The organism is Photorhabdus kayaii (genome assembly GCF_025384895.1).
GTDB lineage: Bacteria > Pseudomonadota > Gammaproteobacteria > Enterobacterales > Enterobacteriaceae > Photorhabdus > Photorhabdus kayaii.
This window is the reverse complement of the sequence record NZ_JAJAFZ010000024.1, coordinates 24233-39860: the sequence shown is the minus strand read 5'-3', so window position 1 is coordinate 39860 and position 15628 is coordinate 24233. Positions and strand designations below refer to the sequence as shown.

The following is a 15628-nucleotide window of genomic DNA, read 5'->3' as shown; positions in this document are numbered from 1 at the left end:
CCAGAGGAATTTCCAGTGGACAATTGAAGTTTGTATCTACTGAAAGAAAAATAAGATTAAGATGGAAGTAAAAAAGTCGGCTATTGAATTTTTAATTAATAAAGCATTTGCTTTTGCTTTGCTTTTTCTTATTGTCCAACAGTTGATTGTGGCTTCCTCTACTTATTGGATAGCGGGGCTGGCAAAACAGGTAAGTGCTAATGAGAATTTTACTCTGTATCTTGTCCTTTTTATACTTTCTCTTACACTCGTCTATATTCCTTCTAGCTTAGCTGCGGTTTTTCTTGAGAAGTCTAAGTTTCTTGCACTTGAAAAATATGTAGAAAGGTTTCGTCTTAATTTCTGGAATCGGGCTTCTATTCGAACGAGTAAAGAGTTTAAAGACTATCATTTGCCCTATGTGTCCTCAGAAGGGTTTCTGGTTTTTAATGAAAGTTCCAAATTTATCTTTGATTGGGCCTCTGTTGTTCTAAATGTTTCATTGAATGTACTTGCTCTTTCTCTTGTCCTTGATACGTCGATTGCATGGTCCTACCTTGTTGGTCTTGCCTTTGTTTCGAGCGTCATTTTTTTCTTTAGAAAAAGAATTCATGTAAAGGGCGCAGAAGCACAATCTGCCAGAACAGCCCTTCAACGTGTTTTATCTTTGGCGTGGGACAATTTCCTATTGGGCAATAAATACAACCAGTCTCTTTATCAAAGTGAACTGAAAGTCCGACAGAGTTTGGCTTTAGGAACAGCCGTCCGTAGCCAATACTGGAATAATCTTGCTTCAGCGTTGGGAATGCTACTAATGATGGCACCGGTACTTGTCTGGACAAGTGTTCTCTTCTTGGAAAATATGGACAATCCTTCTGTTCTCACGGTTCTAGTTGCAACCTTACCTCGCCAGGTTCTTATTCTTCAGCACGCGTATGTCGTGATTTTCTATTCTACGAGTTGGTCGGCATTGAGTGCGAGGCTCAAGGGGCTAGGACAGGCTGCAGAAACTCCAAAGACATCGCAGAATTTGGAGGAACGAATCCAATGGAATCGTTTGAAATACGAAACTCATGGCACTTTGCCAGACTTGGCAAGTTTAAAAGAACTTATTATTAAGCCAGTCCCGTCGTCTGGCCGAATCACAATTAGGGGGCCGAATGGAGTGGGTAAGTCTACTTTTCTTTGCTGGCTCAAGGAGCAATTGGGTGAATCGGCTTATTACCTTCCGGCACATCATGAACTTGTTTTTGAAAAAACTAATGAAAGGAATCTGTCGACTGGGCAGGAACTGCGGGAATTTCTTAAGGAAATCTCTGTTAAAGCAGTGGATAAGATAGAGATCCTGATGTTAGATGAGTGGGATGCTAATTTAGATCTTCAATCTCGTCAGGTATTCAGCAAGCTTATCGATAAGCTAAGTGAGTCTTTGCTGATTGTGGAGGTTCGCCACAACGTGTAAGCGACTCTTTGGGAGTACCCTTTTTATCGACGGTGAGGGTATCGAACTGCTGCTTTATCACTGAGTCAGGGCTTGCCTCAGATTTTGTTACCACTGAACACTCCTGTATCCTTGCCTGTTTCAGCCATATACCCGTCATCTTTCAAGTTGCCTCTTTGTTGGCTGCGCTCGCTCACCCCAGTCACATAGTTATCTATGCTCCCGGGGATTCTCTCCCTTGCCGTCGCGATCCATCTTGAAATCTATAGGGTATATGTTGTCTCCGGTGTTATTACATTAACTGGACAATGAAGATGCACAGTGCTGTGTATTTATCCAGTTGTGGGCAGTATATTACAAACAAGGGGGCAGGGTATATGTTTTGATGCAGATTTGATGTAGAGAAAGATTGGGCAATGTACCTCAGTACTCATTCACAGGAATGATGTGAAATATTTACTATTTCTCTTTTCTTTAATTACATTGTTAGATTATTAATATAATCATTGAATTCATATGTTATGAAATAAACAACTGCGCAATAATTAAAGTCATTATTTATATTTTGTTTTTATACAATGATGTGCTTTATTAAACAGAATAATGAGTTAATGGTAAATAAATTTTTAGGATTTACCATGATAATACAGTCTAATATGGTGTAATCAATTATTTTGTAGGCTGAATATAATGATATTAAAATAATAATATATTTGTTTATGGATATTTATCATCGGTTTTATTACATGGGTAAAATAATCTATCAGTTAGTTTTACGTAATTCACAAATAACGATTATATTAGCCAGGAGTATTGAAAATACTTATTTATGATTATGGTGATATGTCTTCATTAGCCTATTTTATAGCTAGAAAAATTGACATTATCAATCTATGTATAAATGGTAACCAATATGCAGAGAACTCAAAGAGTTGTTATTACAGGTATGGGCGCCGTAACACCAATTGGTGAAGATATTGAATCATGTTGGCAAAGTATTATCGAGAAACAACATCAATTTCGCAGAATTGAATTTCCTAACTCATTCATTAATTCACGTTTCTTTTCTTTCCTTGCACCCAATCCATCACGTTATCAGTTATTACCAAAAAAGTTGACTCATATGCTTTCTGACTGCGGAAAAATGGCGTTGAAAGCGACTTATCAAGCTTTTACCCAAGCATTTGGCGTGAACGTATCACCTGTTGAATATTACGATAAATACGAATGTGGGATCATACTTGGCAGTGGCTGGGGAGCTGTCGATAATGCCGGAGATCATGCCTGCCAGTATAAGAAAGTTAAATTAGCTCATCCCATGAGTAATCTTATCACCATGCCAAGTTCCATGACGGCGGCGTGTTCGATCATGTATGGACTACGTGGTTATCAGAATACCATTATGGCTGCTTGCGCAACGGGTACAATGGCGATAGGTGATGCCTTTGAAATTATTCGCTCAGGGCGGGCAAAATGTATGATTGCCGGGGCTGCTGAATCACTTATTCGAGAATGTAATATTTGGAGTATTGATGTACTGAATGCATTGTCGAAAGAGCAAACGGACCCCAATCTCGCATGCTGCCCATTTAGTCTTGATCGCTCTGGATTTGTATTGGCCGAAGGAGCGGCGGTGGTTTGTCTGGAAGATTATGATTCGGCCGTCGCGCGTGGGGCAACGATTCTGGCCGAAATCAAAGGTTACGCTCAATATTCAGACGCCGCTAATTTAACCCGGCCGACAGAAGATATTGAACCTAAAATATTATCGATAACCAAAGCCATCGAGCAGGCGCAGATTTCGCTGGAAGATATTGACTATATTAATGCTCATGGTACTTCGACACCGTTAAATGATCTTTATGAAACTCAGGCAATTAAAGCAGCACTAGGCCAATATGCTTATCAGGTACCTATATCAAGCACAAAATCTTATACCGGTCATCTGATTGCTGCCGCCGGTAGTTTCGAAACTATTGTCTGTGTAAAGGCATTAACTGAAAATTGCTTGCCAGCAACATTGAATTTACATCGGGCTGATCCAGATTGCGACCTTAATTATTTACCTAATCAACATTGCTACACCGTTCAACCAGAAGTGGTGCTTAATATCAGTGCAGGTTTTGGGGGACATAATGCTGCGTTGGTTATCTCTAAGGTAAGGTAACTGATATGTTGATTTTTGAAATGGAAGATATTGAACATTGGTCGAATTTCTCTGGGGATTTTAATCCTATCCATTATTCGGAGAAAAGTGAATTTTTGCACAATATGCAGCAGTACCCGGTGCAGGGAATGTTGAGTCTGCTTTATGTCAGGCAACAGTTATCTCAATTAACTTCCGCTTTTACATCTGGAATACTGAATATTGATACGTCATTCCGTCAATATGTTTATACTGGATTACCACATCAGTTGAGAATTGATACTAAAAGCAAAACGTTTAAATTGGAAAATCCGTGCGGAAAAAGTGCGTTATCCGGCAATACCAGTGTAGAAAATACAACGGAGTCAATTGAAAATTGGATTGTTCAAGATAACTGCCCAAAATTGACGATAACAAGGAAAGGAGTTTGTGAAAAATATGCTGTCTTTAGACATTATTTCCCCAGTGTCACATCTATTGGATGGTTTCTGGATGCGCTTGCTTTTCATCTTGTTATTAATTCGACAAGTTTTCTTGATTTTGAACACTACCATTTTAACCATTTACAGGATTATCTGAATCGATCTTTTACTTTGCATACCGGACAAGCGATTAAGATCAGGGAGGACATTGTTAATAGTACGATATTACTATCTTCTCCGGATGTTTGTGTTGAATTAAATCCTCCTTTATTGATTAAGAATGGCCCTAAAGATTATATCCGTATTTTTTATTATCGATGTTTATATGATAAAAACCCTATTTTTGTATCAAAGATTTCAATTATCTCTAAGATGAAATAAAAGGAAAGCGAAATGCCAACACAAAGTGATATCTTTACTGCAATAAAAAATAGAATATTAATGATGAAGGATATAGAAGAGGAAGAGATAACACCAGAATCTTATTTTGCTTCACTTAAATTTGACAGCCTTGACTATGTGGAAATTCAAGTGTTTGTATTGGAAACGTATGGCATTATGCTTAAAGCTGAACTTTTTTCAGATCATTCTATTTCAACATTAGATGATCTCACTGGTTATGTAAAATCAAAACTGTAAGCTGAATTTTGATTTAATACTGTTTTTTCACCACTAATATGAAGAGGTTATAATGAACATTCTAGAGCAAGGTAAGGTTGCTGCTTTATATTCAGCATATTCAGAAACAGAAGGTTCTTCGTGGGTTGGAAATTTGTGCTGTTTCTCAATTGATCGAGAACATTTACCTATTATCGTGAATGGGCGTCGTTTCTTGATTGAATTTGTTATTCCAGATCATTTACTTGATAAAACTGTTAAACCAAGAATATTCGATTTGGATATCAATAAACAGTTTTTACTGCGCCGTGACCATCGTGAGATAAATATTTATCTTTTAGGTGAAGGCAATTTTATGGATAGGACGACGACAGACAGAAAATTATTCGAATTAAATGAAGATGGTTCACTATTTATTAAGACGTTACGCCATGCGCTTGGTAAATATGTTTCTATCAATCCTTCAACCACGCAATTTATCTTTTTTGCACAAGGGAAATACAGCGAATTTATCATGAACGCCTTGAAGGAATTTGAAGACGATTTATCAAAACGTTATCGTGTCAGAATTATTCCTGAATTGCAAGGGCCATATTATGGCTTTGAACTTGATATTATTTCTATTACAGCTTAATTCACAGTATTATGGAGAATGTTATGGAATGGACCATTCTTATACCGTAACTATTCCAGACACGCAGCTTGCTGCTGAAGTGCTCCATGTGACAGGATGTTCATGGACGAGTGGTTATTATGATGGATATCATGATGTTACAATCATTGATAACTACGGTTGCCAGCATAAATTTAGAATATCCTCGGTTAATATCGGACGTTCGTTAAGTATTGCAAGAATAAGTTAATTATTGAATAACGTTTTTATCTATTGCTGGTAATCACATGTGTGTTTACCAGCAATTAAGATATTCCATTATTGAAATAGGAATATAGCGATATCTATTATTGTACATAAATGAATGGTTAAATGGATATTTTGTTTTGCTGTGTTCTTAATTAATCAAACAGGAAATTTAAAATAAAATTTAACGATATATATTACAATGCATTTAATTTTTGATCTTATATTAATACTGGTGTCGATCCAAGAACGGGTCAATATAGCGCAAATATCAATATTATCACGTTAAGACCAAATAATGTCGGTAATGTTGAACAGGTACTTAACTTATCATTCTCGCTATTAACAACGTTAAATAATGGGTTTGGTTTACGCGTATATAAACTCGATAGTAACACTTTCTATGTTTATAATAAGAATGGTATTATAGAAACACTTAAACGAATTGGATCGAGTGACATTGCAAAAACGGTTGTACTTGAATTTCCAGATGGTGAAGCATTTGATTTAATTTATAATTCAAGGTTTGCATTATGATGCTTCTGGTCCTATGGATTCTGCCAGATTTAAGATGACCTATCAGACATTAAAAGGAATATTTCCGGTTATTAGCGCTTTTCGTACACCAACAGGTTATGTTGAGCTGGTGAGTTATAAGGAGAATGGACATAAAGTGACGGACACGGAATCTATTCCTTATGCTGCTGCACTGACTATTCAACCTGGTAATGGGCAGCCTGCGATCAGCAAATCCTATGAATATAGTTCAGTACATAATTTCTTGGGCTATTCTTCTGGCCGGACAAGCTTTGATTCCAGTCAAGATAATTTGTATCTGGTTACAGGGAAATATACCTATTCATCCATTGAACGTGTTTTAAACGGTCAAAATGTTATTTCAGTAACAGAAAGGGTGTTTGATAAATTTCATTTAATGACCAAAGAAGCAAAAACACAAGATAATAAGAGGATCACAACAGAAATTACTTACAATGAAGATCCGTCAAAAAGCTTTTCCGAACAACCAGAAAATTTACAACAACCCTCTCATGTGTTAACGCGTTACACAGACTTACAGACCAATACTTCACGAGAAGAGAGTGTTAATATTAAAAGCGATGATTGGGGAAATACTCTACTTATTACTGAGACCAGTGGGATACAGAAAGAATACGTTTATTATCCGGTGAATAACCAGCAAACGATTACCACGTTTAAATATGAATATTCAGATAGTGAGATGATCACAAATTCTACGGTGACGGGTTTTGATGGTGCACATATGGAATCGAAAAATGTGACCTCTATTTATACACATCGGCAACTCCGTAAAGTTGATGTAAACCATGCCATTACGGACCAGTCTTATGATCTTTCCGGCAGAATTATAGGACAAATTATTGACCCCGGCACGACAAAAGAAATTAAACGTAATTATGTTTATCAATATCCCGGTGGTGACGAAAATGATGCGAGTAATCTTGTACGATCATTGGCGGATAAGATGGAACGGCGAGGCATAGGCTCTCCTTGTTCTTGAAAACGAGGGTTTATGAGAAAGGGTTCCGCTGTTCCCTTGCAGGACACAACATCAAGGGGTTGGCGTTCTCGAAAATCGTTCTTGAAATGATATTCTCAAAATACTACATTATCAATGAATTTCAATAATGAGGATCGTCCATGATAACAACACCACCTGTACCCGTTGGCACGATAAAAAGCTTTGGTGTGTTTGGGCCAAAATATGAAATAGGGCCGCTGCTGCGTCCGTTGGAGGATGGTGACTGGATGATAGAAGTTGTCCTGGTAGAAACTGGTGAAAAAACCGAATACCGTCTGACCCACGCTAACAATGACCCCAAGGCTGCCTGAATGTACGCTATTGCTTTTGATTTGGTTGTCGCCGACACTGAACAACACCACCCCAAAGGGGTATCGCAAGCCTACGCTGAAATCGGTGTAATGCTGGCTCAATATGGTTTTAGACGCGTCCAGGGCAGTCTGTATGTCAGCGAAGATGAAAACATGGCCCAGCTTTTTGTGGCGATCCAATCCCTCAAGGCCCAATCGTGGTTTCCTCCCTCAGTGCGTGACATTCGCGCCTTCAGAATTGAACAATGGTCTGATTTTACGCCTGTGGTTAAAGGTCAATAGATTATTATGTTGATTGGTTATGCTCGTGTTTCAACGCAAGATCAAAATCTGGAGCTTCAGCGTGATGCGTTGCTTAAGGCAGGGTGCCAGAAAATCTTTGAAGATAAGGTCAGTGGAACTCGGGCCGAACGTCCTGGATTAACTAAAGCTATGGAGCAGTTACGTGAAGGGGATACGCTGGTTGTCTGGAAACTGGATCGCTTGGGGCGCAGTGTTAAACATCTTGTAGATATGGTTAATCAACTTCATCAACAGCATATTCAATTTAAAAGTCTGACGGATGTAATTGATACCGGAACCCCCTCAGGGCGCTTCTTTTTTCATATGATGGCCAGTTTGGCTGAAATGGAACATGACCTTACCATGGAGCGTACTCAGGTAGGTTTGGCGATAGCTCGACAACGCGGTCGTAAAAGTGGTCGCAAACCCAAAATGACGCCTAGCAAAATAGACGCTGCCAAGAAATTGCTAGCCAATGGAACACCGCCTAAAGAGGTGGCAAAGAACCTTGGTGTATCTGTACCTACTCTCTACCGCTGGGTACCAGCCTCTAGACACGCTTAACGTACTTTAAATTCCTAATTCTGAGGCGACCGCGAGGCTAACTATTCGAGCCGTTGAAGTGAACCAAGCATTTCGAAATAGTACCGGAAATCTATTTAGCCAATCGTCCATTGAAACCCGTAATGTGTTACGAGGCCGTTTGACCATATAAAGATTCTGGGAGGTGATTGTTAAATCTCAGGAAAAATAACTAGGGGGCGACGTCTGTGTCGCCTTTTATGAGAAGTCGATCGTTGCGTAATCGAGCTAAAATTCCAAAAGGTTTTTAAGGTATTAATCTGGCGTATTCTTGTTGTCCGATTTCCTGTTTATTTCCATATGGGAATAATCTTACTGTATATTATTTTAATGTTGATATCAGTGCTGATAATAATTTTTCAGTAGGTTAATGTTTTGCACTTACCCTAAATAAATTTCGGTATTTTCTTATTTTTGCTAGCAGTGTGATGAATGTGAAGTAATTTTGATCGTGGAATATTAGCGGTAATCCACTTATGGCATTATACTGTAAAAAAGAGATAATAAACAAGGTTGGGGCTATTGAGCCAGGAAAATCCATTAAAAGATGAGGCACAATGATGACTAATATTTATGTAAACAAATATGCTCCAAATGGTATCGTGATGAAATTCCCATTAGCACCCGATAGAAAGATAGAGAAATGGAATGCGGAGAATTTGAATTTTCGCATTTGTACTCCAGGATTTATATGGTTAGATGGCCAGAATATTTCAGAATTTCGCAACTTATTTTGTTATCCAAATATTTCAAATCTTTATCTTGCATTCACGTTTAAAGCACAGTTTTTCACTCCCCGAAATTTTACGGCAGAAATGTCCAGGGAGCAGCCAACTCAAGATTGGTTTTTCAATAATGGGGAATATGTTGAGAACGGTTTTGATAATTTTGGTATATATTCCGATGATACAGGAGCTGGAGAGTACAGCATAAATTTAATTGAACCCTGTTGTTATATTATAAAAGAGGGTGAATTGAGTTATAGTGGTAAAGATTCTATATTTCCAAATCTATCTTTTTTTGTAAAAAATAAAGTGAGTTCAAATTTTTTAGCCAATTTAATTTCTACAGATTTTCAAGTCATTATTAATTAGTGAATGGCTTAGTTGTATATACCCAATGGATTTCAAGATACATCGCGGCGGCAAGGGAGCGAATCCCCGGGAGCATAGATAACGATGTGACCGGGATGAGTGAGTGCAGCCAACAAAGAGGCAACTTGAAAGATAACGGGTATAAATGATACCAAGAGGGTTGGTAAGTGTTTTATATACCGTCAAGTACACCACCTTGATTAGAACCCTCTTTTAGGTCACTTGGTTTGCGTTAACGTACCTAAAAGAGGATTAATCTTATAAACAGGTTTCCCTAACTACCTGATTCTCCCTTTCTTTTTCCAGCATAATTAATAACTCAAGCATATTGATAATTTCTTGAGATGCCATGTGAGCGTTCTTATATGATAAGGCAAGATTAGGGGATTTTTTCATGAATGCTTTAACATTTAATTTTCTATCCAGATTGCTGTTCAGCGATTCAATCAATTTCGTTAAGCAATCTCGTGCGCGAAATAAATTTTGCTCCAGATAGGGTAAATATTCCTGATAAGTACATAGTAATTTTTCCAGTTTTTTCGCTTTCAGATTACCCCCTGCGTGTGGGCCAGGTTTTATGCTAGCCATAGCATGAAATGTATCTTTGCCTTTATTATAAATACCACGAGGATCTAATCCCGCCGCCGCAGTTAAAGCCACAATAGGTATTGGACCATATTTCAACATGGAACTGAAAGTACCCGCCGTCCAGTTATTGACACCTTCTGTTATAGCACTGGTAACCACATCAGGTGTATTTGCCAGTGCGGTATCAAGCACAAAATCCCGCGTATATTCTTTGTTTATATAGGTACGGTATAGTTCATATAGCCTAGGGTAACCACTCAATTTTCCCTGTAATTTCCCCTGTACCTCTTGCTCAATGTTTTTAATCGTATTGCCGGTACAGGTCGGATACAATTGAGTATGAACACCGGTTCTTGACGTAATAGGTTTTGCCAATTCTCCACCAATACTTCCCGCTGCCGCACTGGCGAGAAAAGAGATAGCGGGGCCACCTGATGCCGTAGCAGCACCTGCCAATCCTGCACATATTGAAGCAGGCACTGAACGTATCATCGTATCTTTAATCTCCACCAGTGCATTCCGACCTATTTTATTTAGCAGTTTTTGTGGTTGGCTAAGGCGATATAACTGCTTTTGCAGCGCATAGGCATTCGCTTCTGCCATCACCATAGATTGATTTAGCATATCAAATTCATATGCCAATTTTATTTCCTCTTTAGTGAAACCTTCAAATATGGAATTTCCCATAATTAACTCTTCCTTATATATGAGTATTAATGTTTGTTTTTTTGTTGAATAATGTTGCCACGATTTTTAATATCGCGGCAAAAAAACACATTAATTTTTGACAAATCAGAAAGTGAAGGACATTACCTGGCGGATAAAAAATTCTGGTCTTCTATTATTTTGCCTCTGGAAGTTTGGCGAGTTTAAACCCTAAAAGTAGAGCCAAAGAGAGAAGAATAGCAATAAATAAAACAACACCATGCCAACCTAATTGGAGCCAAAATATACCGCCCAAAGTACCAGCCACACTTGAACCAAAGTAATAACAAAACAGATAAAGGGAAGACGCTTGTGCTTTGGCCCGGCGAGCACGACGTCCGACCCAACTGCTGGCAACAGCATGTGCAGCAAAGAAACCGAAAGTGAGGACTATCATCCCAATGATAATCATCACCGCAGATGATAATAAGGTAATAAGCGTACCGATTAGCATCATAGTTATCATCGCAATTAGCACTTTTCCGAGTCCATATTGATGGGTTAATGTGCCGACTTTGGATGCGCCGCATGTTCCTGCCAGATAAACAATAGACAACATACCGACAATTGACTGATTGAAATAATAGGGCGAATCCAATAAACGATAACTTATATAATTAAATAGGGTAACAAAGCCGCCCATGAGTAAAAAGGCTTCAGAAAACAGTAATGGCAATCCTTTATCACGAAAATGTAATTTCAGATTGATTAATAAAGAGTTAGGTTTGAGAGAACTTGGCCTAAAATGGCGCGATTCAGGTAACATACGCCAAAACATCATTGCCGCAATTAATGCTAATAAACCTAATACGATGACAGAAACCCGCCATGAGAAATAATCGGTGATAACACCTGATATTAATCGCCCGCTCATGCCACCAATAGCATTACCACTAACATAAAGTCCCATTGATAAAGCAACAAAGTTAGGATGGATTTCCTCACTAAGATAAGTCATTGCAACGGCGGCTACGCCACTGAGAGACAAACCAACCAGAGCGCGTACAACCAGAATTCCATGCCAACTGGTGATAAATGCACTGAGTAAAGTGAAAAATGCGGCGGCAAATAGCGCTGTTACCATCACATTTTTACGGCCAATAGCATCAGACAGAGGACCGGTGATTAATAAGCCCAATGCCAGCATTCCCGTTGAAAGGGATAAAGATAAACTACTGGTGGCAGGAGAAACATCGAAATCATCCGACAGCATGGGTAAGATTGGTTGAACGAAATAGAGTAGGGCAAATGCAGCTAACCCTACGGTAAAGAGTGACAACGTCACTCTAATATATAGAGGATCATCTTTCTGAATATGACTTTTCTTATTTTGAACATTTTGGACAAGATGATTACCGGGAGTCAAATTTTCACCGATATTACTACTATTATTACTAGAGCTGGTATTACTAGGACTGGTATTACTACTAGGGCTGGCGCTCACATAATTTCCTTACTTAACTCATTAGCTAGCTTATATTTTGATGAAGATCAAGCATATGAATTGCAAAATATTTTGTCTAATATATTAATCATTAACAATAATATGTATTAGATCTCAAAGGTGATTATGGCTATCGAGTTACGGCATTTACGCTACTTTATTGCAGTGGCAGAGGAATTACATTTTGGTCGTGCGGCAGAACGGCTTAATATTTCACAGCCGCCATTAAGCCAACAGATTCAATCACTTGAAAATAGTATAAATGCGCGGTTGTTAGAACGTAATAACCGGAATGTGAGCTTGACGCCGGCAGGTAACATGTTTCTGAAAGAAGCTTATCTGATCCTGGCTCAGGTTGATGCTGCTGCAACAAAAGCAGCAAGAATGCAAAAAGGGGAATTAGGCGAAATATCTATCGGTTTCACCTCTACGATACCTTTTATGAATAAGGTCACTCTGAGTTTACGGCAATTTCGGGAACGTTACCCGGAAGTCGCTATTCATATGCATCAGATGAATACTAAACAGCAGATTGCGCCATTACTGACGGGACGGATCGACGTTGGTATCATGCGTAATACCCAATTACCCGATAACCTTGAGTATCGGCTATTATTTCGGGAACCTTTTAGGCTTGCTGTTTATGATGGACATCCTTTGTTGGAATATGCTCCACAGGGAATAAAGCTCGAAATGTTGTCGAGCTATCCGATGGTGTTTTTTGAGCGCGAAGTGGGGACTGCTTTGTATGATGAAATCATCACATTACTTGCTCAAGCAGGCGTGACGCCGATGATTTCACAGGAAGCAGGCGAAGCGATGACCATTCTTGGGCTGGTTTCTGCTGGATTAGGTGTCAGTGTTGTGACTGAATCTTTTACTCGAATGAAAGTGGATGGTGTCCAGTATATTCCATTAGCTGATAACCACTCTTATTCTGAGGTCTGGTTGGTAAATCACAAGAACCGGCCAATATCGGCCGCCGCAGACAGGCTGATAAACCTACTTATATCTAATATTTTGAATGGAAAAAATAAGTAGAAATAAGCTAAATTTCGTGCTGAATATCACATATTTATTGAAAGAATCATACTTTTTGCCTAAAACCTCGACATAATCAGCCAACAATTATTTTGAAACGTGAATTAATTATACCCTATGGATTTCAAGATGGATCGCGGCGGCAAGGGAGCGAATCCCCGGGAGCATAGATAACTATGTGACCGGGGTGAGTGCAGCCAACAAAGAGGCAACTTGAAAGATGACGGGTATAGAGCGTAAAAGGGTAAATAATGGATCGACAACCAGGGCATATTGATCAGATAAAACAGATTAATATTGGTACTGTTTATCGGTTAATTGATCAATATGGTCCAATTTCCCGTATTGAGCTATCCAAAAAAGCTCAACTTGCTCCAGCCAGTATTACTAAGATTGTCCGTGAATTGGTCGATGCACACTTAGTCATGGAAACGGAATTTTTGGATTTAGGATTTAGAGGGCGCCCGGCGACCGGATTGAAGCTTGATTCTGAAAGTTGGCATTTCCTGTGTGTCAGTATTAACTTGGGAAGTTTAATATTGGGACTGCGTGATTTAAGTAGCAAGTTAATTATTGAAGATGTTTTACCATTACCGGCCAACAAGGAAAAATCCTTTTTAGATAGCATTATTGATGAGATTGATGCATTTTTTGGTCGCTATCAATCTCATCTTGAGCGTCTGACGGCAATTAGCATGACGGTAAATGCGATTGTTGATCCGACCCAAGGTTTAATCCACAGTTTCCCTTATTACCAGGTTCAGGAATTGCCAATAGGAGAATATCTGCATCGTCGCACCGGATTACCGGTATTTCTTCAACATGAAATAACTGCCTGGACGATAGCTGAATCACTATATGGCACAGCAAAAAATTGTCAGAATGTTATCCAAATGGTCATTGATGAACATGTTGGTGTTGGCGTGATTATTGCGGGGCAAACATTGCATGCTGGCAACTGTGGTGTCATGGAGGTAGGGCATATTCAGGCTCAGCCTGATGGTGAACGCTGTTATTGTGGGAATGTTGGGTGTCTGGAAACGGTTGTAGGCATCAGCCATATTTTATCCAGAGCAAAACGGCAGTTGGCAATGGTACCCGATTCTTTACTAAACGGTGAACCACTGACCGTTGAGTCATTCTGTCAGGCGGTTAATAACGGTGATACTCTGGCAGTAGATATTATTCGTGATATCGGAGTAAAAATTGGGCATATTATCGCAATGATGGTCAATTTATTTAACCCAGAAAAAATTTTGATGGGTTCTCCTCTTAATGCTTCACAACAAGTTTTGTATCCGGTGATTAGTGAATGTATTCAACAACACGCTTTGCCTGCCTATAGTAAACAGATTGAATTGGTTGCAACAAAATTCAATAATTCAGGTACATTATCCACGGTAGCGTCAGTTAAAAAAGCTTTATATGATGGTTCATTATTGATCAGTTTAATGAAAGGATAATATACTTGATAGAGGTTCTCTGGTTGTAATATTAACTTTATACCCGTTATCTTTCAAGTTGCCTCTTTGTTGGCTGCACTCACCCCGGTCACATAGTTATCTATGCTCCCGGGGATTCGCTCCCTTGCCGTCGCGATGCATCTTGAAATCCATTGGGTATATATAAATTTTTTCACTAAATTGGCGTAGCAATTAAACAAAACATTGAGCTAACGCAATCTCCCTTATAGTCGCATCCTCTAGACTTAAGCGCTCATTAACCGGGTTCTATCTGTCATTATGGAAAACAGAATTTATGTTAACGCGCCTATTTGTTACGGGGACAGATACCAACATAGGTAAGACAATTGTTACCCGTGCATTATTACAAGCTTTTAATCGTGATGGAGCAACGGCAGTAGGGTATAAACCTATAGCCACAGAAGGGTATGAAACAGAAGAAGGTATGCGTAATCGAGATGGTGTGATTCTACAAAAATCTTCTCCCGTTCCACTTAAATATGAAGAAATTAACCCAGTTATCTGGAAAAACAGGTATTGTGAAGGCAATCAGGTTGATTTCGAACAGATGAGAAAAGGATTAAATAATCTTAGTAATAAAGCAGATCGCGTTATTATTGAAGGTAACGGCGGTTGGCGTGTATTACTGGATGATGAAACTTTTTATTTTGATTGGGTGATTCGGGAAAAAATCCCAGTTATTTTAGTTGTTGGTATTCAATCTGGCTGTGTAAATCACTCAATTTTAACCGCGCAGGCAATAATAAATGATGGATTGCAGTTAGTAGGGTGGGTAGCTAACAGAATTAACCCTGGTTTATCGCACTATACGAAAGTGATGGATAGGTTACGCCGTCACATTAATGCGCCACAGTTAGGTGAAATTCCTTATATTTTACGTCCGGAAGAAAAAGATTTATCCTGTTACTTGGAGATTTCCACTATATTAAAACAAGTTAGGGGGGAATAAGTGTGGATTTATCATATTGAACGAATACCATAAAAAATATTGTGATTGTGACTGGCGGTCGATTAACAATAAAACCTCACTTGTAGAAAAGTGAGGTTTATCATCAACAACCTAAAATCTCA

Annotated in this window: 17 protein-coding genes; 14 read left to right on the top strand and 3 right to left on the bottom strand. The window is 38.8% G+C overall.

The features are described from left to right. The first annotated feature begins 61 nt into the window (after positions 1-61). The 11 genes from LGZ98_RS11155 to LGZ98_RS11105 all read left to right on the top strand — a co-directional run bounded on the left by LGZ98_RS11155 (position 62) and on the right by LGZ98_RS11105 (position 9444). Entirely contained in the window at positions 62-1441 is a 1380-nt protein-coding gene (locus tag LGZ98_RS11155; protein WP_011146467.1) for an ATP-binding cassette domain-containing protein, read from the top strand. 892 nt (positions 1442-2333) lie between these two features. Continuing rightward, positions 2334-3587, top strand: coding sequence for a beta-ketoacyl-[acyl-carrier-protein] synthase family protein (locus LGZ98_RS11150; protein ID WP_262978092.1), 1254 nt, complete (start codon positions 2334-2336; stop codon positions 3585-3587). 5 nt (positions 3588-3592) lie between these two features. Then, positions 3593-4369 carry a hotdog family protein gene (locus tag LGZ98_RS11145; protein WP_228902237.1) on the top strand — a complete coding sequence of 259 codons (777 nt, stop codon included), beginning with the start codon at positions 3593-3595 and terminating at the stop codon, positions 4367-4369. A 12-nt stretch (positions 4370-4381) separates the two neighbouring features. Beyond that, positions 4382-4627: an acyl carrier protein gene (locus LGZ98_RS11140; RefSeq protein WP_113040580.1), complete on the top strand. Its 246-nt coding sequence runs from the start codon at positions 4382-4384 to the stop codon at positions 4625-4627. 52 nt (positions 4628-4679) lie between these two features. Continuing rightward, positions 4680-5240 carry a hypothetical protein gene (locus LGZ98_RS11135; RefSeq protein ID WP_113040579.1) on the top strand — a complete coding sequence of 187 codons (561 nt, stop codon included), beginning with the start codon at positions 4680-4682 and terminating at the stop codon, positions 5238-5240. 796 nt (positions 5241-6036) lie between these two features. Then, complete coding sequence (locus LGZ98_RS11130; RefSeq protein WP_262978091.1) at positions 6037-7005, top strand: hypothetical protein; 969 nt, start codon at positions 6037-6039, stop codon at positions 7003-7005. A 140-nt stretch (positions 7006-7145) separates the two neighbouring features. Then, entirely contained in the window at positions 7146-7337 is a 192-nt protein-coding gene (locus tag LGZ98_RS11125) for a DUF5397 family protein (RefSeq protein WP_228902225.1), read from the top strand. Continuing rightward, the gene (locus LGZ98_RS11120; RefSeq protein ID WP_228902223.1) at positions 7338-7619 is read left to right on the top strand and encodes a virulence factor; all 282 of its coding nucleotides are present in this window, start codon (positions 7338-7340) and stop codon (positions 7617-7619) included. Positions 7620-7625: 6 nt separating this feature from the next. After that, entirely contained in the window at positions 7626-8183 is a 558-nt protein-coding gene (locus LGZ98_RS11115) for a recombinase family protein (RefSeq protein ID WP_262978090.1), read from the top strand. Between the two features lie 575 nt (positions 8184-8758). Further along, positions 8759-9295, top strand: coding sequence for a hypothetical protein (locus LGZ98_RS11110; protein WP_113049487.1), 537 nt, complete (start codon positions 8759-8761; stop codon positions 9293-9295). Further along, complete coding sequence (locus LGZ98_RS11105; RefSeq protein WP_158536448.1) at positions 9295-9444, top strand: hypothetical protein; 150 nt, start codon at positions 9295-9297, stop codon at positions 9442-9444. Before LGZ98_RS11110 ends, LGZ98_RS11105 begins: the two co-directional genes overlap by 1 nt. A 109-nt stretch (positions 9445-9553) precedes the next feature. Here the strand turns inward: LGZ98_RS11105 and LGZ98_RS11100 are convergent, their stop codons facing one another. After that, on the bottom strand, positions 9554-10570 hold the full coding sequence (locus LGZ98_RS11100; RefSeq protein WP_113040575.1) for a hypothetical protein: 1017 nt from the start codon (positions 10568-10570) through the stop codon (positions 9554-9556). 154 nt (positions 10571-10724) lie between these two features. After that, positions 10725-11954: an MFS transporter gene (locus LGZ98_RS11095; protein ID WP_223121351.1), complete on the bottom strand. Its 1230-nt coding sequence runs from the start codon at positions 11952-11954 to the stop codon at positions 10725-10727. Between the two features lie 204 nt (positions 11955-12158). Here LGZ98_RS11095 and LGZ98_RS11090 point away from each other — a divergent pair, with 204 nt between their 5' ends. Together LGZ98_RS11090 and mlc are read left to right on the top strand one after the other, a co-directional pair. Continuing rightward, complete coding sequence (locus LGZ98_RS11090) at positions 12159-13073, top strand: LysR family transcriptional regulator (protein WP_113040574.1); 915 nt, start codon at positions 12159-12161, stop codon at positions 13071-13073. A 251-nt stretch (positions 13074-13324) separates the two neighbouring features. Continuing rightward, a complete protein-coding gene (gene mlc, locus LGZ98_RS11085) occupies positions 13325-14536 on the top strand; it encodes a sugar metabolism global transcriptional regulator Mlc (protein ID WP_113040573.1) in 1212 nt (403 codons plus the stop codon). A gap of 53 nt (positions 14537-14589) precedes the next feature. Here the strand turns inward: mlc and LGZ98_RS11080 are convergent, their stop codons facing one another. Beyond that, entirely contained in the window at positions 14590-14712 is a 123-nt protein-coding gene (locus tag LGZ98_RS11080) for a hypothetical protein (protein ID WP_262978089.1), read from the bottom strand. A gap of 119 nt (positions 14713-14831) precedes the next feature. Between LGZ98_RS11080 and bioD the strand changes: the two genes are divergently transcribed. Continuing rightward, complete coding sequence (gene bioD, locus LGZ98_RS11075) at positions 14832-15506, top strand: dethiobiotin synthase (protein WP_113040572.1); 675 nt, start codon at positions 14832-14834, stop codon at positions 15504-15506. Positions 15507-15628 lie beyond the last annotated feature (122 nt).